We start from the raw sequence: 18,874 nt of genomic DNA on the forward strand, positions 1-18,874 counted from the left end.
ATGATCGTCTCCGGGGGGCGAGCGTCCTCCGTGTCCGCACGGACGCGTTCGAGAGGATCAGCAGACCATGCCCGAGAGCCACGACTTCTTTCTCGCCACCGACCCCGAGACCGCTCGCGCACGGGTGCGCGAGGCCCTCGCCCGCGAGGGCTACACCGTCGACGACGCCGAGCAGGGCGCACTCCGGGCCACGCGCGGCAGCATGGGCCTCACGCTGCTCATCGGCGGGCTCGCGAACGACCGCACCTTCCACACCCGGCTCGACGTGCAGATCATGGTCACCGCGGACGGCCGCACCGTCGCTCGACTGCTGCGCGGCTCCGGCAAGTCCGCGATCAAGGGCGGGGCGATCGGGATCTCGCGTGGCAACCGCGCCTTCGAGCAGGCCGCGAACGCGATCCACACGTCCTTCGCGCAGGCGGGTGTCCTGACGGACAGCTTCGCGAGCTGACGCTCAGGCCGTGACGGGTCCGCTCGGCACGATGACGGACGACGGGCCCGGTGCCAGCTGGCGCCGGGCCTGTCGGCCTCGAGGCGGTCAGGTGCAGGAGACGTCGCGGTCGATGGTCCTGGACCCGTAGGGGACCTCGACCTGGACCATCGCGATCTTGCCGCCGGACAGGGTGTCCCGGCGCAGGTCTTCCGTGCCTTGGTGATCGTGCCCTTGCCGATCGCGATCCAGTTCGACCGGCCGCGCAGCGGCTGCTCGACTTGACCGTGCCCGCGATGGTCTTCCACTGCGAACCGTTCGAGTAGATGCCGATCGTGCGCACGCCACCGGCCTTGAGCCCGACGATCATGCCCTGCATCGCCGCGCGGTTCTGGGCGGTGTCCCGCTGGTACGACAGCCCCGTCTCGACGTCGAGCCACCAGCGGTACGCGGACGGGCTCGCGACGCCACGGCTCTTCACGTCGTCGTACCCGCGGGCGTACCCGTACATGAAGGAGCACGCCAGGGTGACCTGCTTCTTGCCACCCTTGGTCACGCACTTGCCGAACGGGTTGGTGGGCACCGTGCCCTGGTAGCTGTTCGACGTGGGCCAGACCGACGCCGCGAGGCCCGGATTGGCGAACAGCACGTACAGCTGCGTCTTCGGCTGGGTCGAACCCCCGACCGACCGCCCAGCCCACGCGAGTTGTTCGGCGAGGCACGGGTTCGTGGTGTTGCCGAGGGAGCCGTTGACGCCGACGATGCCGAACGCCTGGTCGGTCGGGACCTGGCGGCCGCACTGCGGCCAGGAGATGTCGACTCCCAGCGGGGTGACCGCTGCGGACGCGGTGGAGGACGGACCGACGGCGACGATGCCGGCGACGACGACCACCGTGGTCGCGACGGTCGCGATGAGACGACTGATACGGAACATGCTCTCCCCTGGTCGGGCCCTGCGGGCCGGAAGCGCCCACCGGCGCACGGGGAGTCTAGGGCGGTGCGTCGGACAACACACCACCCCTGTTCGTCCACAGCGACGACAGCAGAACGGCCCGGAACCTGTGGGTCCGGGCCGTTCGTGCTGCTACCTGGTGGAGCTAAGGGGATTCGAACCCCTGACCTTCTCATTGCGAACGAGACGCGCTACCAACTGCGCCATAGCCCCAAGTGCTCGATCACACTAGCACCACCGTTCGGCCGATCCGAAATCGTGGACAGCCGTTCGGCGTGCCGCTGGTGCCGCTGGTGCCGCGGGTCAGACCGCGCGGCGCCGACGCATGATCGCGTCGAGATCGGCCTGCTGGTACGCGTCGTCGTCCAGGACGCCCATGCCGGCCCACTTGCTCGGCGGGCCCGGCGGCGTGGTCGGCTCGTCCGGCGTCTCGGCGACGAGCTCCGGGACGGCGGGAGCACGCAGCCCCAGCCGCTCGGCGAGACGCCCCTGGTCGTGGGCGGTCAGCGATGCGGCAGCGTCCTCGAGCTCCGGACGCATCCGGGACACGGTGGCGAGTGACGGGTCGGCCTCGCCTGCGCGGATGGCAGCAGCTTCCGCCTCGGCCTCGGCCTTGGCCTCGGCGACGCGCTCCTTGAGCCGCGCGGCGAGCTCGGCCGAGGACTCCGGCGAGGCAGCGGGCGCTGTCGGACGCTCCACGTACAGCGGTTTCGGCACCCGGTTCGGGGTCCAGCTGCGGTCCTCCGCGGGTTCTGCGGACTGCTCGGTCGACAGCGGCGGCGCCGGGTCCGTCCACGTGCTCGCGGGCCGGGAGGCACGGGTCGCGCCCGCCTCGGCCGCCGCGACACGGGTCTTCCGTGCCGTCGCCACCTGGTGCAGCTGGGCCAGGACGGCTGCGGACCCACCCGCGGCGAGGAGCCCGGCGACACCGACGAGCCACAGGGCGGGCGACGCGACGAAGACGACCAGCGCGACGACGACGCCGAGCGTGCCGAACAGGGTGGCTCCGAGACGGGAGCGGCGCATGCGCATCGCGGTCAGCGCGGGCACCGACGACGCACGCTCGAGGACGGGGGCCTGCTCGGCGAGCCGGCGGGTGATCTCCCGCTGGCGCGCGGCCTCGTGAGCCCGGACGATCGCGGTGCGCTTGGCCTCTTCGGACCGGGCGACGCGCTGCGCCTCGGCCAGGGACTTCGCGTTCATCTCGACACGGACCTCGTCGGGCAGTTCAGCGGTCTGCGCGAGGATCCGCAGGGTCTGCTGCAACCGGATCGCGTTGCGTTCGGTGGCGAGGTACTGGCGTCGGGCGGCCCACGAGGGCATCAGGTAGACGAGCCAGAGGACGGCCGCGACGAGCAGGACGATGCCGCCACCCCACGAGCCGATTCCTGCCATGGGGACACGGTAGGGGCGGGGGTATCCCCGTCGCGTGATTGCGGAACGCGTGTTGCGCGTGTCGCGGCGGAATCTACAGCCGGGGCGTCGTGGTGATCGGCAACGCCGCTTCGTCGCGGGCGGCGAGCGGTACGGCGCCGAGGCCGGGTGGCACCTGCCCGCGGACCCAGCGCTCGAGGACGCCTTCGCGGACCTCCTCGGCGACGAGCGCGAAGCAGAAGTGGTCGCGCCAGTCCCCGTTGATGTGGATGTACCGGCGACGCAGCCCTTCGTACCGGAACCCGAGCTTCTCGACGACGCGCAGGGACGGGGCGTTCTCGGGCCGGATGCAGATCTCGATGCGGTGCACGCCGACCGCGCGGAAGCAGTGGTCGACGGCGAGGGCGACCGAGATCGGGGTCACGTTGTGTCCGGCGGCGTCCTCGACGACCCAGTAGCCGATCGAGGCGCTGGCCAGTGACCCGTAGGTGATGCCGGAGACGTTGAGCTGCCCGACGAACCGGCCGTCGAGCTCCATCGCGAACGGCAGTCCGAGTCCCGCGCGGGCGTTGGCCTGGAGCGCGCGGATGCTGCCGCGGACGTCGGTGGAGACGTGTCCTGAGGGTTCGTGGCCTCCCAGGTGCGGAGCCACGAACGGTTCGACGCGAGCGCGAGGTCGAGGTCGCGCGTGTCACGGAGCCGGAGGGGCCGGATGGTGACCCGCCCGTGGGACAGGGTCGGGATCGTCGTCATCGCTTGGTTCCTCCGGGATCCCGCCGCTGTGCGGGACGGGGTGTCCCGCCCGGGTCCGTGTGCACGGTCCCGGGCGGGATGGCCGACTCATTCGCCCGCGTTGAACTCCTTCAGCCACGACTTGAGGTCGGGGCCGAGGTCTTCGCGGTCCGAGGCGAGCTGCACGATCGCCTTGATGTAGTCGAGTTTGTCACCGGTGTCGTACCGGCGTCCACGGAACACGACGCCGTACACGCCGCCGGTCCACTCCTCGGCGCTCGCCATCTTCATGAGCGCGTCGGTGAGCTGGATCTCGCCGCCCTTGCCGGGCTCCTGCTTCTCGAGGACGTCGAAGACCTCGGGGCGGATGACGTAGCGGCCGATGATCGCCAGGTTCGAGGGCGCCTCGCCCTGCGAGGGCTTCTCGACGAGCCCGGTGATCTTCACGACGTCGTCGGTGTCGGTCGGCTCGACCGTGGCGATGCCGTACAGGTGGGTCTGCGACTCGGGGACCTCGAGCAGCGCGACGATCGTGGCGTTCTTCTCGCCCTGGACCTCGATCATGCGCTTGAGCAGCGGGTCGCGGGCGTCGATGATGTCGTCACCGAGGAGCACGGCGAACGGCTCGCGGCCGACGTGCATCTTCGCGCGGAGCACCGCGTGGCCGAGGCCGAGCGGGTCACCCTGGCGCACGTAGTGCATGTCGGCGAGGTCCGTCGACTGGTTGACCTTCTGCAGCTTCTCGTGGTCACCCTTCTTCTTGAGGGTCTCCTCGAGCTCCGACACGTGGTCGAAGTGGTTCTCGAGTGCGTTCTTGTTGCGGCCCGTGATCATCAGGACGTCGGTGAGTCCTGCGCCGACAGCTTCTTCCACCACGTACTGGATCGCTGGCTTGTCGACGACGGGGAGCATCTCCTTCGGCATCGCCTTGGTCGCGGGGAGGAAGCGAGTGCCCAGCCCTGCTGCTGGGATCACCGCCTTGGAAATCTGGAAGCCCATACCCCAGACCGTATCCGATCCGGGTTTCCGGGGCATGTCGTCGCTCCTGGGGACACGGCATCAGCGCGTTACCCGGCGGGAAGCCGCAACGGATGCGCTCGGTAGACTCCTGCGCATGATCGCTGATCTCGGGAACGAGAAGCGCGCCCTGCGAGCCGAACTCCGGCAGCGGCGGCGCGCCGGACCACGACGGAACGCGACGCGGACAGCGCGGCGCTCACCGCGACCCTGCAGCGCTTCGCCGAGGAGCGCCAGGTCACCTCGCTCGCGCTGTACCTGTCGGCGTCGGACGAGCCGAACGTCCGGCCGTTCCTGAACTGGGCGTTCGCGCACGACATCCGGGTGCTCCTGCCGGTCACGCGCGAGGACGGCTTGCTCGACTGGGCCGTCGGCGACGGTGAGAGCGAGACCGAGGGCATCTTCGGCATGCCGGAGGTCGTCGGCGAGGTCCTGTCACCGATCGCCATCAACGACGTCGACGCGATCCTCGCCCCCGCGGCTGCGGTCGGGCACGACGGCGTCCGGATGGGTTGGGGTCGCGGCTACTACGACAAGACCCTCGGGTCCATGGCGAAGCGCCCGCCCGTCTATGCTGTGATCTTCGACGCGGAGTACCTCGACGAGGTCCCGCGCGAACCCCACGACGAACCCGTTGACGGCATCATCACGCCGTCGCGCATCATCACGTTCCGGAGCTGACGTGCCCACCTACTCGTACCGTTGCACCGAGTGCGACAACGCGTTCGACATCAAGCAGTCGTTCTCCGACGCCACCCTGACCGAGTGCCCGGTGTGCGGTGGTGTCCTGCGCAAGGTGTTCTCCCCCGTCGGCGTGACGTTCAACGGCGGCGGCTTCTACCGCACCGACTCCCGCCCGGCGCCGAAGTCCGAGGGCTCGTCGAGCACGCCGGCCAAGTCGGAGACGAAGTCCACCCCGGCCAAGACCGAGTCGAAGCCGAGCACGCCGAAGCCCAGCGCCTCCTGACCACGAGCACTCCTCGCCGATAGGTTGTTGGGGTCGCCGTCCGGCGACTGTCCTCGACCGGAAGGAGTCCCGTGAAGGGCTTCAAGGAGTTCCTGCTCCGCGGCAACGTCATCGACCTGGCCGTCGCAGTCGTCATCGGTGCTGCGTTCACCGCGATCGTCACCGCGATCGTCACCAGCCTCATCAACCCCCTGATCGGCGCGGTCTTCAACGCGTCGAGCCTCGACAAGGCGCTCGTCTGGTCCATCCCGACGGTGTCCGGCGGAAGCGCGAAGATCCTGTTCGGCGCGATCATCGGCGCGGTCATCAACTTCGTGATCGTCGCCGCGGTCGTGTACTTCGCCCTCGTCGTGCCCGTGAACCACCTGAAGAAGGTGGCGTTCGAGCGCGTCAAGAACGACGAGGAGCAGACCCCGCAGGACGTGCCCCCGACGGACGTCGAGGTGCTGCTCGAGATCCGCGACCTGCTCCGATCCCAGAACGGTGTCTCCACGAGCACGGGGACCGGCGCGCACATCGCCCCGAACACCGCTCCCGAGGGCCCCGGCATCGGCGGCTCGACGAAGCTCTAGCAGGGTCGTCCCCGCCGAAAGCGCCGCGATCGCGCCCCTCCACGGCCATCGCGCCCCGACTCTTCGGGGCGCGATGCCCGTGGAGGGCGCGATCGTGCGCTACCGGCTGCAGCCGGCGTCACGCTGCGGCAGGGGGCGCGTCAGGCGGCCGTGACCGCTCGCCGCTTGGCGAACATCGCGACGGCGTACTGGATGCCGGCGAGGACGTGGCCCACGGTGCCGAGGTAGACGAAGACCAGTGCGACGACCCGCACCCACGGCGCGTTCTCGTCGACGGCGTGCACGGCCGAGAACAGCAGCACCGGCAGGCCCACGAAGAGCAGCGCGGAGCGGATCTTGCCGGTCCACGTGACGTCGAGGTCCGGGTTGCCGTGGAACAGCACGCTGGAGAGCACCACGAGCACCAGGTCGACGAGCACGACGACGGCGACGACCCACCACGGCAGCAGGCCGGTCAGCACGAGCGACAGCACGATCGCGATGATGGCGAGTCGGTCGGCGACGGGGTCGATCGCCTTGCCGAGCTTCGAGCCCTGGTCGAACTTGCGTGCGATGAAGCCGTCCGCCCAGTCGCTCACGCCGATGACGACGAGTGCGACCAACGCCCAGCCCGGGTGTCCGGCGACGACGAGCCACACGAAGACCGGGATCAGCAGCAGCCGGAACAGCGAGATCAGGTTCGGCCAGGTCTGCCAGTCGGGGCGCTCCCGCACGGTGTCAGTCATCGCAGGCCAGGCTACCTGCTACCAGTGGGGCGGGACGTCCGCCCGGAGACGGACATCGTTCTCGCCGGTTCCGTGCCGCGCCGGCTCCGGTGCGGGGGTGGGGTCCGAACCCGGCACCGGCTGGGTGGTGACGCGTCTGCGGCGCCGCACCGGGCCTCCCGACAGGTCGTCCGTGTCGTGTTCCGGAGACGCTGACCGGACGGGAGGCGCGGCTGACGACGCGTCGTCGGCTCGCGTCCACGTGCCCACCAGCTGGTCCGTCGCCGGCGTCACCGGACCGGCGGGCCGGGAGGCCCGCCGACTCGGCCGGTCGGTCATCGGCGTGCGGGGCCGATGGCGGGCACGCGGGGATCGAGATCCTGCGTGTTCATCGGCGTGCGGGGATCGGCGGGATCGAGATCTCCTGCGTGGCGCCACGGTCGACACCGAGCACGGCGGCGACGGTGTTCGCGACGCGGTCCGGGTCGGAGAACAGCTGGAACGCGTGCACGCGGACGTAGTGCCATCCGAGTCGGCGCAGGACCTCCGGGCGGAGGCGGAGCGACTCGCGCAGCGACCCCTTGACCAGCGACGCGTCGGTCTCGATCGTGACGCAGACCCCGCCGTGCGCGGCCACCAGGCCGAGCTTGCCGCGGTGGCCGAGCGCGACCGGGATGCCGCGCATCTCGAGTCGTCGGGCCAGGTCGACGAGCAGCGGGTCGGAGTCGTCCGGCACGTACTCGGCGGTGGTGCGGGCACGCACCTCGGCCAGGATCTCGGCGAGGGCGACGGTGCCGTGGCCCATGCGCTCGGCCTCGATGTCGGACGGCTGGAAGCACGTCACGATCACCATCGAGCGGCGCGCACGGGTCATCGCGACCGCCAGCAGCCGCTCGCCGCCGGGCTTGCCGAGCGGACCGAAGTCGCGCAGGACACGGCCGTGCGGGGTGCGGCCGTAGCCGATGGAGAACACGACGCGGTCGCGGCTCTGCGCCACCGACTGCTCGAGCGTTGCCACGATGAACGGCTCGGCGCGGTCGCCGATGACGAACTCGGTCAGGTCCTTGTGGCCCTGCGCCGCGGTCAGCACGGCCTGCTCGACGCGCACGGCGTGCTTCGCCGAAGCGGTGATGACCATGAGCGACTCGGACGGGCGGGTGCGGGCGTGGTCGATGACGAGGCGCACCACGCGGTCCACCTCGGCGTCGACGCTCTCGACGGCGCCGGACTCGGGGTCCGGCACGGCCTTGCCGTCGCTGACGTAGTCGAGCGCGATCGAGCCGTGCCCGAGGAACGAGCCGGCCCACGGCAGCGACTCGATCTTGCCGCCGTAGAAGCGACGGTTCACGAGCTCGGCCAGGTCCTCGCCGCCGGCGCGGTACGACCGCGAGAGCGACAGGGTCGGCAGCAGCGTGGAGAGCTTCGCCAGGGCGGAGTCGGCGTGGAAGGCGTCGAGGGTGCCCTCGTCGACCTGCAGCGCACGGTGCTCGGGGTCGACCGCGATGCGGAACGGCGACGGCGTCTGCGTGACCGGGTCACCGAAGACGACGGTCTGGCGCGCACGACGGACGGCTCCGACGGTCTCGGCGATGGTCACGGCGCCGGCGTCGACCAGGATCACGGTGTCGAACGGCATCGTGTCGGCGATCTGCGAGACCTCGTACGGGCTCGCGAGCCACACGGGCGCGATCGACCGGGACAGGTGCGGTGCGGAGTCCTGCAGCAGGCGCGAGGTGATGGCACCCTCGCGCAGCTGGGTCTTCAGCGCGGTGGCCTCTTCCGGCCAGTCGACGAGTCCGACCTTCCAGTTCTCAGCGAGCTGCCACGCCAGACCCTGGGAGACCCCGGCCGCGTGGGCGTCGTCGACGAGGCGGAAGTCGGCCTCGACCCGGTCGAGCATGTCGGTGTTCGCGCCGAGCAGGGCCCGGTCGGACTCGAGCATCGTCTCGAGGGCGGACTGCCACCAGGCGAGCTCGAGCTCGGCCGGCACCTGCAGGTCCGGCACGTGGCGGTTCGCCAGGTCGGTGATGAGCGGCTCGAGCTGCAGGTCGCGCAGGGTCTGCATGAGCTCGGTGCGCTCCTGCAGGTTGTGCAGGACGTCGGACTCGGCCGCGAGCTCGGCGATGGTGGGGAGGAGCTGGTCGACCGGGGTGTTCGCGAGCTGACGGTCGCGGTCGGTCCGGCCGAGCGGCTCGTCGAGCCGCGCGAGGTCCTCGGCGACGTTCGAGAACAGCACCTGCACGTCCGCGATGCCCGTGGGCACCTCGGGGTTCACGCCGGCCGCGACGTAGCGCTGCCACAGCACGCGCTGCTGCTGCACCCGGGTCAGGGCCTCGTGCAGGTCGGAGACGTGCACGCCGGGGCGGACGTACTCACGAGCGAGCTTCTTCAGGCGACGGCGGTTCGTCGACGACATCGGAGCGCCCTCGCCACGTGGGGCGGTGGCGGCGACGAGCTCCGACACCGAGCGGTCGAAGACCACCGGCAGGAAGCGGTCGAGGGTGTCACGGATCTCGGTGAGCAGGCGCAGGTAGATGCCGAGCTCGTTGATCGTCGTGAACTGGCGCATGTGCGTCGAGCTCACGAGGTCGTGCGCGCGGCGGAGCAGCGTCGGCAGCCCGTCGGAGTCGAGGTCCTTCGCGATGCGGTGGGCACGCTGGGCGCCGTCGCTGGTGGAGAACTTCGCGCCGTACCAGGGCGAGTCGTCGGGGCCGTAGCGGAACTCACCGAGGTTGGCCGCGCTGACCATCGTCTCGGCGACGCGCGAGCGCCCCTCGACCATGGACGCCACGGACCGCTTCGACAGCCGCGCGGTCGTCGACGGCGGGACCGGCAGGAGCGACAGCCGCGAGAGCTCGACCAGGCAGTCGAGCACCGAGACGCCGAAGTCGGCGTCCTTGCGGGTGAGCGAACCGCGGTAGTCCTTCAGGACCTTGCGGAGCCGGACGAGGGCGTCGTCGACCTCGCGCAGGTTCGGACGGGCCGCCTTCTCGTTCCGGGCGATGGCACGGACGACGTCACGGCGCAGGGTCGACGGTGTGACCGCGACGCCGGGCAGCTGGACCTCGCCGAAGCGCGCGGCGATGCCCCGCAGGGTCGCACGGCGCGGGCTCACCACGAGGACGCGCTTGTTCGCGGCGACCAGGCCGCCCAGGGCGTTCACGATCGTCTGGGTGCCGCCGGTGCCGGGAAGGGTCTTGACGACGATGGAGTTGCCGGCCGCGATCTGCGCGATCACGTTCTCCTGCTCGTCGTCGGCGTCGAGCAGCAGGGTGTCGGTCTCCGGGCTGCGCTCGTCCGACGGGGTCTGCTCGACCGGGTGGTACGACTGCTCGACCTGCCACTTGGCGCTCGGGTTGCCGGCCAGGGCGTCGAGCACGGGGTGGGACAGGTCGCCGGTGTCCTCGACCAGACCGGTCGCGACCTCGGCGAACGTGGAGACCACGAGCCGGGCGTGCACGGAGAAGCCGGGGATGTGCGCGGTCAGGCCACGCAGGCGGTCGATGACGGGGTTCGGGGTGAACGAGCCGTCCTGCTGCGCGAGCGCCACGAAGGACTGCGCGTCGAGGATGACGCCGAACTGCTCGTGCAGGGCATCGGCGAGACCCGGGTTGAGCACCGGTTCGCCGAGGAGCCGGACCTCGAAGTCACGGCCGTGGCGGCGGATCGCCAGCGGGCGCAGGAGCACCGGGCCGCGGAACTGCTCGTCGCCGTGCTTCCAGTCGGCCATGCCGATGCCGAGCTTCACGGCGTCGATCCCGCGCACGGTGGCGAGCTCGGTGCCCTTCGCCTCGACCTGGCCGGCAGCGACGCGGGCGGCTCGGAGCGCCACCTCGTCGCGGATCAGGCTGGACAGCAGGGTGGTCTTGCCGGTGATGAACTGCGCGAGGCCGCCCGGGTGCGTCGTCGACAGTTCGATGCGCGCGCGGGGGTGGTCGCTGAAGTGGGTGAGCGGGCTCGTGCCGCCGACGCCGGTGAGCTGGCCGCGCCAGCCGTCCCACGTCGGTTCGGCCGCGTTGCCCGCCTGCAGCCGGGGATCGCCGAGGCTGATCGCCTGCGGGCTGGTCAGCTGCAGTTCCGGGCGGAGCGTGCGGTCCGGTTCGTCGTCGGTCCGGTCCTCGTCCACGTCCTGCTGCTCGTCTCGGTCGTCGCGGTGGTCTCGCTGACCGCGGTCGTCTCGCTCGTCGTCGGGGCGCTCGTGGGCACCCTCGACGGGGACGTCGTCGTTCACGTCGTCCTCACCGTCGGTCACCCTGTCCGCTCGCCACACATCCGACACTGTAGGCGGGAACGAGCGCCCTCTCTGGCAATGAACCGAGGTTTCGGGGTTTCCGGTGCACGGTGAAGCGCTCAGGGCCCGCGCCCGACGCGTCCGATGTGGTACCAACGGGACATGGCCATCGACGACCGCACCACCCCGTCCGCCCCCACGCCGAACCGGCGTCGATCGGTCCCAGCCGAGATCTCCCGCTCGTGGCTGCTCGTCTCCGGCACCGCGACCGACCGGTTCGAGAAGTCCCAGCGGTCCCGCGCCGACCAGATCATCCTGGACATCGAGGACGCCGTCGACCCCGCAGCCAAGCCCTCGGCACGGCAGGGCGTCGCCGCGTGGCTGGCCGGTGGTGGCGAGGCCTGGGTCCGCATCAACGACGTCACGACCGACTTCTGGGCCGACGACGTCGAGGAGCTCCGCGGCCTGCCCGGGCTGCAGGGCGTGATGCTGGCGAAGACCGAGTCCCCGGCCCAGGTCACCGACACGTGGCACCGGCTCGGCGGCCAGACCCCGGTGATCGCGCTGGTGGAGTCGGCGCTCGGCATCGAGGAGTCCGTCTCGATCGCGCGGGCCCAGGGCGCGTTCCGACTGGCGTTCGGCTCCGGCGACTACCGCCGCGACACCGGCACGAGCGCCGACACCCTGGCGATGGCGTACCCGCGGTCGAAGCTCGTCGTCGCCTCGCGCGTCGGCGACCTGCCCGGCCCGATCGACGGCCCGACGGTGGGGTCGTCGCACCCGATCCTGCGCGAGCAGTCCCAGGTCGCGGTGTCGCTCGGCCTGACCGGCAAGCTCTGCCTGGACACCGAGCAGCTGCCCGTCATCAACGAGGTCATCTCCCCCACCCCGACCGACGTCGCCTGGGCGCAGGACTTCCTCGACGACTTCGAGGCCCGCGGCAAGGTCATCCGCGACGGTTCCGACCTGCCCCGCCTGGGTCGGGCGCAGAAGATCCAGCGGCTCGCACAGGCGTTCGGCGTGGAAGCGCGGTAGGACTGCTCCCATGACCTGGTCCAACGTCCCCGGCGGTCCGCCGCAGTCCTCGCCCGGCCCCCAGGACCCGCAGCGCGCGGCCTGGGAGCGCAGCGGCACCACGTTGTTCCCGCCGGCGAAGCTCGCCGACCGGATCTCCACCGTGCTGCTGCTGGCCTTCGGTGCCGTGATGACGATCGTCACCGCCGTCGTCGGCATCATCGCGGTCATCTCGGCGACCGCGACCTGCGATGCGTCGGCCGGGTGCTCGCCCGGCGGGTACATCGGCGGCACGGCCATCGCCGTCGGCGGCGCGTTCGTGATCGGCGTCGCCACGATCGTGCTGGCGATCGGCGCGTGGATCCGTCGGAAGTCGTCGTGGTGGATCGCCGCGGTCGGCTTCGTGCTCGCGATCGCCGTGATCACGTGGGGCGGGGTCGTCTTCGCGAACGCCGCCGACGACGAGACCGCGTCGTCCTCGGTGTCCGCGAGCGCCTAGCCCCGTCGCGCACCACGCTGGTCCCGCCGGCCCGATTCCGAACGACACGACCGACGTCGTACGACAACGAGTTCGTCGTTCGTTGCGACCGCAACCAGTTGCGCGCGCAGCAGCGACACCGTCGACGTCGTACGACGTCGACGGTGTCGCACCGCGTCGCGTGGGCAGAGGCGACGCGGCGACGGACGGGAGGCCCGTGGCGGACACGGCCACGGGCCTCCCGTCCGACACGGCGTAGCGTCCACGGCATGGTGACGGTGTCGCGGACGACGGTCGCGGTGGTCGGTGGCGGCCCCGCCGGGGTCGTCCTCGGGCTGCTGCTCGCCCGGGCCGGCATCGCCGTGCGCGTCGTCGAGCAGCACGACGACTTCAACCGGGACTTCCGGGGCGACACCGTGCACGCCTCGACGATCCGGCTGCTCGACGAGCTCGGCCTCGGCGAGCGCTTCCGGGCCCTGCCGCAGTCACGGCTCGACGACTTCTCCCTGCCGATGCCCGACGGGTCACGACTGCTGCTCGGCGACTTCTCACGGCTCGATCCCCCGTACGACCACGTGGCGATGGTGCCGCAGTGGGACCTGCTCGACCTGCTCGTGACCGCTGCCCGGCAGGAACCGTCGTTCGACATCGCGATGGGCCGCGCGGCGACCGGGCTCATCGAGGAGAACGGCACCGTCACCGGGGTCCATCTCCGCACGCGCGACGGCAGCGGCGAACCCGAGGAGCTCCGCGCCGACGTCGTGATCGCGTGCGACGGACGGAACTCGGTCCTGCGCCGGGCAGCGGGGCTCGTGCCGCGGGCGTTCCCGGTGCCGTTCGACACCTGGTGGTTCCGGCTCCCTCGGCGGTCGGGCGACGCGGCGAGCACCCTGACCCCGCGTTCTCGGGGAAGGACGTGCTGCTGAGCTTCCCGCGGCCCGACTACCACCAGGTCGCGTACTTCGCCCCGAAGGGCTCGGACGCGACGCTGCGGGCCCGGGGCGTCATTGCCTTCCGGGAGCGGGTGGCCCGGCTCCGTCCGGACTTCGCCGACCGGGTAGACACGATCGGGTCGATGGACGACGTGCACGTGCTCGACGTCCGGATGGACCGGTTGCGGCGGTGGTGGCGGCCGGGGCTGCTGTGCATCGGCGACGCGGCCCACGCGATGTCGCCCGCGGGTGGGGTGGGGATCAACCTCGCGGTGCAGGACGCCGTGGCGACGGCCGCGATCCTGGTTCCGTCGTTGCAGCGTGGGCTCCGTGGTGCGGGGCTGGACGGTGCGCTGGCCGCGGTGCAGCGTCGTCGGAGGCCGCCGGCAGTGGTCATCCAGTCGGCGCAGGCCGTGCTGCACCGCGTCGTGTTCGAGCGGGCCTTCGCCGGACGGCTGCAGGACGGGCCACCGCTGCTGCCCGTGCTGCTCGCCCGGTACGTGCCGCCGTCGCGGGGCCTCTACGCCCGGGGCATCGCGTTCGGGCCGCTGCCGGAGCACGCGCCCAGCTGGGCGCGGCGCTGAGCGACCGACGCAGAACGGCGTGGGTGCGGTGGACGGGACCGGACGGCGGACGGGAGGCGCGGGGCGGGGCCGCCACGGGCCTCCCGGTCGGCGGTCGGTCACGACCACTGCGCGACGCACCCTGTGCGCGACCGCGCACCCCGGCGCATGCTGGGGCCATGAAGCAACGAGTCATCGGAGACGTGTCGGTCAGCGCCATCGGTCTGGGCGGGATGCCCATGTCGATCGAGGGGCGCCCCGACGAACGACAGTCCATCGCGACCATCCACGCCGCGCTCGAGAACGGTGTCACGCTCATCGACACCGCGGACGCGTACCACTTGGCCGCCCACGACGAGGTGGGGCACAACGAGGAGCTCATCGCCCGGGCGGTCCGCGAGTTCCACGGCGACACCGAGTCGATCCTCATCGCCACGAAGGGCGGCCACCTGCGACCGGAGGCCGGCGCCTGGGCGCAGAACGGCCACCCCGAGTACCTGAAGCAGGCGGCGAGGGCATCGGCGAAGCGCCTCGGCGTCGAGGCGATCGGCCTGTACCAGTTCCACCGTCCGGACCCCGCCGTTCCGTACGCCGAGTCGGTCGGCGCGCTCGGCGAGCTGCTCGACGAGGGCGTCATCCGGATGGCCGGCATCTCGAACGCGGACCCCGACCAGATCCGGACGGCGAACGAGGTCCTCGACGGCCGACTCGCCTCGGTGCAGAACCAGTTCTCGCCGAAGTTCCGGTCGAGCGAGCCGGAACTCGAGCTCTGCGACGAGCTCGGGATCGCGTTCCTGCCGTGGAGCCCCTCGGTGGCATCGCGAACGCCGCCGACCTCGGCACCGCCTACGAGGACTTTGCCTACATCGCACGCGACCGCGGCGTGACCCCGCAGGTGATCGCGCTCGCGTGGGAGCTGCAGAAGAGCGACGTGGTCGTCCCGATCCCCGGGGCCTCGCGGCCGCAGTCGATCCTCAACTCGCTGACCGCACCGACCGTGAAGCTGCGGCCGGAGGACGTCGCCCGCCTGGACGCGTCGCAGCCGGCGGCCGTCTGAGGCGTCCCCGGCACGACGACGCCCCGCAGTTCCGGTCGGAGCTGCGGGGCGTCGTGGTGTCGGGACCTGGTGTCCGGCTAGTTGCTCGGGCAGACCGCCGAGACCTCGTTCAGCGAGGACTGCACGTCGGTCTGGGCGTCCTTCGCCTCGGTGGAGTCGCTCGAGCCGCTGGAGGTGAGCGCCGAGGCGTACTCCTTCGCGTCCTCGGTGAAGTCCTCGAAGGCGTCGTGGACGTCGTCGTTGGTGACCTTCGGCAGTGCCGCGTCGAGACGGTCGGTGAACTCGCCGACGAGCTTCGCCCGTGCTGCGGGGTCCGCCGGTGCTGAGGACGACGTCTGCTCGGCGATGAACGACTTGAGCTCGTTCTCGACCAGGGCACACGCCTCGGTCTTCGTCTGCGCGGGCGCAGCGGCCGAGGTCTTCGACGGTGCGGACGTCTTCGACGTCTCCGCCGAGGCGCCGTCGTCGGTCGAGCCGCCGTCGCCGGACGAGCCGCCGGAGCAGCCCGCAAGCAGCGCCACGGCGACGAGCGCCGTGGTCACCGCGGTGAGGGTGCGACGCATCAGGAGTTGCACTCCTTCTGGAAGGCGTTGCCGGCATCCTGCACCTTGGTGCTGGACTTCGTGAGCGCCGAGACGTCGGCCGACTGCGGGTCCTTCGCGATGTCCTCGATCTGGTCGACGAGGTCGCCGTAGGCGTCCTCGAACGCCTCGCCCTTGTCCTGCAGGTCGTCGTCGGACAGGTCGTCGACGCCGTCGGAGATCTTCTCGTCGAGCTCCTTGAGCTTCGTGACGGCGGCGTCCGGGTCGGACTGCAGGTTCGCGGCCTCGGACTGCACGCCCTCGGCGGCGGACTTGACCGTCTTCTCGAACTGGGTGCACTGGTCGGCCTTCGACGGCCCGGTCGAGCAACCGGCGAGCAGGGTGAGCGCGAGGCCGGCGGTGGCGAGCGCGATGAGCTTGTTCTTCGGCATGGTGGAGAGTCCCCTCGATCGGTCCGCACTCCCCCGGATGAGGTGCAGATCCGTCATCGAGCGTACATGGGGCACTCACAGGATGACCGGCCGCCCGGCGTACCGTCGAGGGCATGCGCGCCATCACGTTCGACGACACCACCATGTCCGTGACCGACCTGCCCGACCCGGTGCCCGCCGCGGGTGAGGTGCTCATCGAGGTCGCCGCCGCCGGGGTGAACAACGCCGACCTGCAGCAGCGCGCGGGGAACTACCCGCCGCCGCCCGGGGCCTCGGAGATCCTCGGGCTCGAGGTCTCCGGCACCGTCCGGGCCCTCGGCGAAGGGGTGACCTCGGTGGCCGTCGGCGACCGCGTGTGCGCCCTGCTGTCCGGCGGCGGCTACGCCTCGCTCGTCGTGGCTCCCGCGACGCAGGTGCTGCCGGTCCCCGACTCGGTCGACCTGGTCGAGGCTGCCGGCCTGCCCGAAGCCGCCTGCACCGTGTACTCGAACATCGGCATGCTCGCCGGACTCCGCCCCGGTCAGACCCTGCTCGTGCACGGTGGCACCGGCGGCATGGGCTCGCACGCCGTCCTGTGGGCGAAGGCCCTCGGTGCCACGGTGATCGCGACGAGCGGCGGTGACCGAAAGGTCCAGGCGTCGCGCGACCTGGGTGCCGATCTGGTGGTCGACCACCGCACCGAGGACTTCGTGGAGCGCGTGCTCGCGTTCACGGACGGCGTCGGGGTCGACGTGGTGCTCGACGTCGTCGGACCGTCCTACTTGGCGCGGAACCTGCAGGCCCTCGCCCCCAACGGGCACATCGCCGTCATCGCCTCGGGCAGCGGCAGCACCGCCGAGCTCGACCTCGGCGCGCTGATGCGGAAGCGGGCGTCGATCAGCGGGACGACCCTGCGCGCCCGGCCGCTCGCCGAGAAGGCCGCGATCGTCGCCGCCGTCCGTGAGCACGTCTGGCCCTTCGTCGCCGACGGCAGCGTCCGACCGGTGATCGACACCGTCCTGCCGCTCGCCGAGGTCGAGGAAGCGCACCGGAAGGTCCGCGACGGCGAGGTCGTCGGGAAGGTGCTGCTGACGCTCTAGGCGTGCGGGCGGGCTGCGCCCGGGTCGCGCAGCTGGCCGGTCGACGTCGCGCCCCGCTGCGGACACTGCGCCCCCGCACACCGGGGCGCGATGGCCGGCGCGGGGCGCGGGGCGCGGGGCTCGGCTGCCACGGCTCCGCCGGAACGGTCAGGCGTGGACGCGGGAGAGGAACTCGACCAGCGCCGGGTGCTGCGGGGAATCCAGGACCTCGGCGGGGACGCCCTGCTCGACGACCTCGCCACGGTGCAGGAACACGATCCGGTCGGCCACGTTCCGTGCGAAGTGCATCTCGTGCGTGGTCATCAGGATCGTCGACCCCTGCCGCTTCAGCTCGGTGACCAGGTCGAGCACCTCACCGACGAGCTGGGGGTCGAGCGCGCTCGTGACCTCGTCGAGCAGCAGGAGCTCGGGGTCGGACGCGATCGCCCGGACGATGGCCACACGCTGCTGCTGGCCGCCGGAGAGCCGGTCCGGGTAGGCGTCGGCGAACTCCGCGAGCCCGATCCGTTCGAGCAGCCGACGCGCGGTCGCCTCGGCCTCGGCCCGGCCGACGCCGTGCACCTGCCGTGAGGCGAGCGTCACGTTGTCGAGCACGCGCATGTGCGGGAACAGGTTGAACTGCTGGAAGACCACGCCGATCCGCGCCCGGACGCCGTCGACCGCGATGCGGGGATCGGCGATGTCGGTCCCCTGCAGCAGGATCTCGCCGTCGTCGATGCCCTCGAGCAGGTTCACCGTCTTGAGCAGGGTCGACTTGCCCGAGCCGGACGCCCCGATGACGCAGATGACCTCGTGGCGGTGCAGCGTCAGGTCGATGCCGCGCAGGACCTCGTGCTCGCCGAAGGCCTTGCGCAACCCGCGTAGTTCGAGGACCGCAGCGTCCGCACCCGACCCACCACGGGCCTCCTGGCCGACCTCGCTCATACGGTCCCTCCGATCTGCTCGCGCCGCTGCTGGCGGCGCGCGATCGCGTCCGTGACGCGGATCAGCGGCAGGCTGATCACCACGAACAGCAGCCCCGCGACGAAGTACGGCGTGAAGTTGTAGGTCTCCGCCTGCGCGATCTGCGCCGAACGGACCGCGTCGACGGCGCCGAGGATCGACACCAGGCCGACGTCCTTCTGCATCGAGACGAAGTCGTTCATCAGTGCCGGCGTGACCTTGCGGATCGCCTGCGGCAGCACCACGAGCCGCAGCGTCTTGGCGTGCGAGAGCCCGAGCGACCGCGCGGCCAGACGCTGCGAGGGGTGCACCGCCTCCATGCCGGCACGCAGGACCTCGGCGATGTACGACGAGTACGTCAGGACGATCGCGATGGTGCCCCAGACCTCGGCGGGCAACCGCGGGAACACCCCGAGGCCCGGGATCCCGTAGCCGACCAGGTACAGCACGATGATGAGCGGCAGGCCGCGGAACAGGTCCGTGTACCCGGTGGCGAGCATCCGCAGCGGGAAGAAGACCGGGTTCCGCAGACCCCGCACCACTGCGAGCAGCGTGCCGAACACGGCGACGCCGATGGCGCTGAAGAACAGGATCCTGACGTTCAGCCAGAGGCCCAGCAGGATGTCCGGGAACGTGTCGATCGCGGTCTGCGGGTCGAAGAACGACTGCTGGACCGCTGCCCAGCCGGGAGTGTTCACGACGCCGAAGTAGGCGATCGCGATCACCACGAGCGTCGACACCACCGACACCACGATCGACCGGCGTCCACGCTGCCGGCGGTAGAGCCGCCGCTCGGCCTCGACCTGGCTCGGCGCGGCTGCGACGACCGGGGTACCGGCGCCTGCTGGCACGGTCAT

Annotated in this window: 17 protein-coding genes, 1 tRNA gene and 3 pseudogenes; 11 read left to right on the forward strand and 10 right to left on the reverse strand. The window is 71.3% G+C overall.

The window, feature by feature from the left end; genetic code table 11:
- The first annotated feature begins 67 nt into the window (after positions 1-67).
- Positions 68-451, forward strand: coding sequence for a hypothetical protein (locus ACZZ0J_RS09965; RefSeq protein WP_463436602.1), 384 nt, complete (start codon positions 68-70; stop codon positions 449-451).
- A gap of 305 nt (positions 452-756) precedes the next feature.
- Positions 757-1,026 (forward strand): hypothetical protein, encoded by a 270-nt coding sequence (locus ACZZ0J_RS09970; RefSeq protein ID WP_463436604.1) that lies wholly within the window; start codon positions 757-759, stop codon positions 1,024-1,026.
- 493 nt (positions 1,027-1,519) lie between these two features.
- Here the strand turns inward: ACZZ0J_RS09970 and ACZZ0J_RS09975 are convergent.
- From ACZZ0J_RS09975 to galU, 4 genes and pseudogenes are all read right to left on the reverse strand, one after another.
- Positions 1,520-1,595 (reverse strand) — tRNA-Ala (locus ACZZ0J_RS09975).
- Between the two features lie 90 nt (positions 1,596-1,685).
- Positions 1,686-2,777 (reverse strand): hypothetical protein, encoded by a 1,092-nt coding sequence (locus ACZZ0J_RS09980; RefSeq protein WP_463436605.1) that lies wholly within the window; start codon positions 2,775-2,777, stop codon positions 1,686-1,688.
- A gap of 73 nt (positions 2,778-2,850) precedes the next feature.
- A pseudogene (locus ACZZ0J_RS09985) lies at positions 2,851-3,509 on the reverse strand (GNAT family N-acetyltransferase).
- Between the two features lie 87 nt (positions 3,510-3,596).
- On the reverse strand, positions 3,597-4,487 hold the full coding sequence (galU, locus tag ACZZ0J_RS09990) for a UTP--glucose-1-phosphate uridylyltransferase GalU (RefSeq protein ID WP_463436607.1): 891 nt from the start codon (positions 4,485-4,487) through the stop codon (positions 3,597-3,599).
- A 115-nt stretch (positions 4,488-4,602) separates the two neighbouring features.
- On the opposite strand from galU, the pseudogene ACZZ0J_RS09995 reads away from it, so the two are divergent.
- The 3 genes and pseudogenes from ACZZ0J_RS09995 to mscL all read left to right on the forward strand — a co-directional run bounded on the left by ACZZ0J_RS09995 (position 4,603) and on the right by mscL (position 6,044).
- Positions 4,603-5,186 (forward strand): annotated as a pseudogene (locus tag ACZZ0J_RS09995) (5-formyltetrahydrofolate cyclo-ligase).
- A gap of 1 nt (position 5,187) precedes the next feature.
- Complete coding sequence (locus ACZZ0J_RS10000) at positions 5,188-5,472, forward strand: FmdB family zinc ribbon protein (protein ID WP_123293362.1); 285 nt, start codon at positions 5,188-5,190, stop codon at positions 5,470-5,472.
- Positions 5,473-5,543: 71 nt separating this feature from the next.
- Positions 5,544-6,044 carry a large conductance mechanosensitive channel protein MscL gene (mscL, locus tag ACZZ0J_RS10005; protein ID WP_123293361.1) on the forward strand — a complete coding sequence of 167 codons (501 nt, stop codon included), beginning with the start codon at positions 5,544-5,546 and terminating at the stop codon, positions 6,042-6,044.
- Between the two features lie 140 nt (positions 6,045-6,184).
- Here mscL and ACZZ0J_RS10010 read toward each other — a convergent pair whose 3' ends face one another.
- Together ACZZ0J_RS10010 and ACZZ0J_RS10015 are read right to left on the reverse strand one after the other, a co-directional pair.
- Positions 6,185-6,769 (reverse strand): CDP-alcohol phosphatidyltransferase family protein, encoded by a 585-nt coding sequence (locus ACZZ0J_RS10010; RefSeq protein WP_123671537.1) that lies wholly within the window; start codon positions 6,767-6,769, stop codon positions 6,185-6,187.
- 367 nt (positions 6,770-7,136) lie between these two features.
- Positions 7,137-10,874 carry an AAA family ATPase gene (locus ACZZ0J_RS10015; RefSeq protein WP_463438173.1) on the reverse strand — a complete coding sequence of 1,246 codons (3,738 nt, stop codon included), beginning with the start codon at positions 10,872-10,874 and terminating at the stop codon, positions 7,137-7,139.
- A 267-nt stretch (positions 10,875-11,141) separates the two neighbouring features.
- Here ACZZ0J_RS10015 and ACZZ0J_RS10020 point away from each other — a divergent pair, with 267 nt between their 5' ends.
- The 5 genes and pseudogenes from ACZZ0J_RS10020 to ACZZ0J_RS10040 all read left to right on the forward strand — a co-directional run bounded on the left by ACZZ0J_RS10020 (position 11,142) and on the right by ACZZ0J_RS10040 (position 15,023).
- Complete coding sequence (locus ACZZ0J_RS10020) at positions 11,142-12,014, forward strand: HpcH/HpaI aldolase/citrate lyase family protein (protein WP_111086303.1); 873 nt, start codon at positions 11,142-11,144, stop codon at positions 12,012-12,014.
- A gap of 10 nt (positions 12,015-12,024) precedes the next feature.
- A complete protein-coding gene (locus ACZZ0J_RS10025; protein ID WP_111086304.1) occupies positions 12,025-12,492 on the forward strand; it encodes a DUF6264 family protein in 468 nt (155 codons plus the stop codon).
- 248 nt (positions 12,493-12,740) lie between these two features.
- Positions 12,741-13,397: an FAD-dependent monooxygenase gene (locus ACZZ0J_RS10030; RefSeq protein ID WP_463436612.1), complete on the forward strand. Its 657-nt coding sequence runs from the start codon at positions 12,741-12,743 to the stop codon at positions 13,395-13,397.
- Positions 13,388-13,987: an FAD-dependent monooxygenase gene (locus ACZZ0J_RS10035; RefSeq protein ID WP_463436614.1), complete on the forward strand. Its 600-nt coding sequence runs from the start codon at positions 13,388-13,390 to the stop codon at positions 13,985-13,987. Before ACZZ0J_RS10030 ends, ACZZ0J_RS10035 begins: the two co-directional genes overlap by 10 nt.
- A gap of 158 nt (positions 13,988-14,145) precedes the next feature.
- Positions 14,146-15,023 (forward strand): annotated as a pseudogene (locus ACZZ0J_RS10040) (aldo/keto reductase).
- 77 nt (positions 15,024-15,100) lie between these two features.
- On the opposite strand, the gene ACZZ0J_RS10045 reads toward ACZZ0J_RS10040, so the two are convergent.
- Positions 15,101-15,586, reverse strand: a complete 486-nt coding sequence (locus ACZZ0J_RS10045; RefSeq protein WP_194647564.1) for a hypothetical protein — start codon at positions 15,584-15,586, stop codon at positions 15,101-15,103.
- Complete coding sequence (locus ACZZ0J_RS10050) at positions 15,586-16,053, reverse strand: hypothetical protein (protein WP_463436617.1); 468 nt, start codon at positions 16,051-16,053, stop codon at positions 15,586-15,588. Before ACZZ0J_RS10050 ends, ACZZ0J_RS10045 begins: the two co-directional genes overlap by 1 nt.
- 56 nt (positions 16,054-16,109) lie before the next feature.
- Between ACZZ0J_RS10050 and ACZZ0J_RS10055 the strand changes: the two genes are divergently transcribed.
- The gene (locus ACZZ0J_RS10055) at positions 16,110-17,075 is read left to right on the forward strand and encodes an NAD(P)H-quinone oxidoreductase (protein ID WP_194647563.1); all 966 of its coding nucleotides are present in this window, start codon (positions 16,110-16,112) and stop codon (positions 17,073-17,075) included.
- A 147-nt stretch (positions 17,076-17,222) separates the two neighbouring features.
- Here the strand turns inward: ACZZ0J_RS10055 and ACZZ0J_RS10060 are convergent, their stop codons facing one another.
- Positions 17,223-17,999, reverse strand: coding sequence for an amino acid ABC transporter ATP-binding protein (locus tag ACZZ0J_RS10060; protein ID WP_463436619.1), 777 nt, complete (start codon positions 17,997-17,999; stop codon positions 17,223-17,225).
- Positions 17,996-18,874 (reverse strand): amino acid ABC transporter permease, encoded by an 879-nt coding sequence (locus tag ACZZ0J_RS10065; RefSeq protein ID WP_463436621.1) that lies wholly within the window; start codon positions 18,872-18,874, stop codon positions 17,996-17,998. Before ACZZ0J_RS10065 ends, ACZZ0J_RS10060 begins: the two co-directional genes overlap by 4 nt.

It is taken from the genome of Curtobacterium sp. AC272, assembly GCF_979258155.1.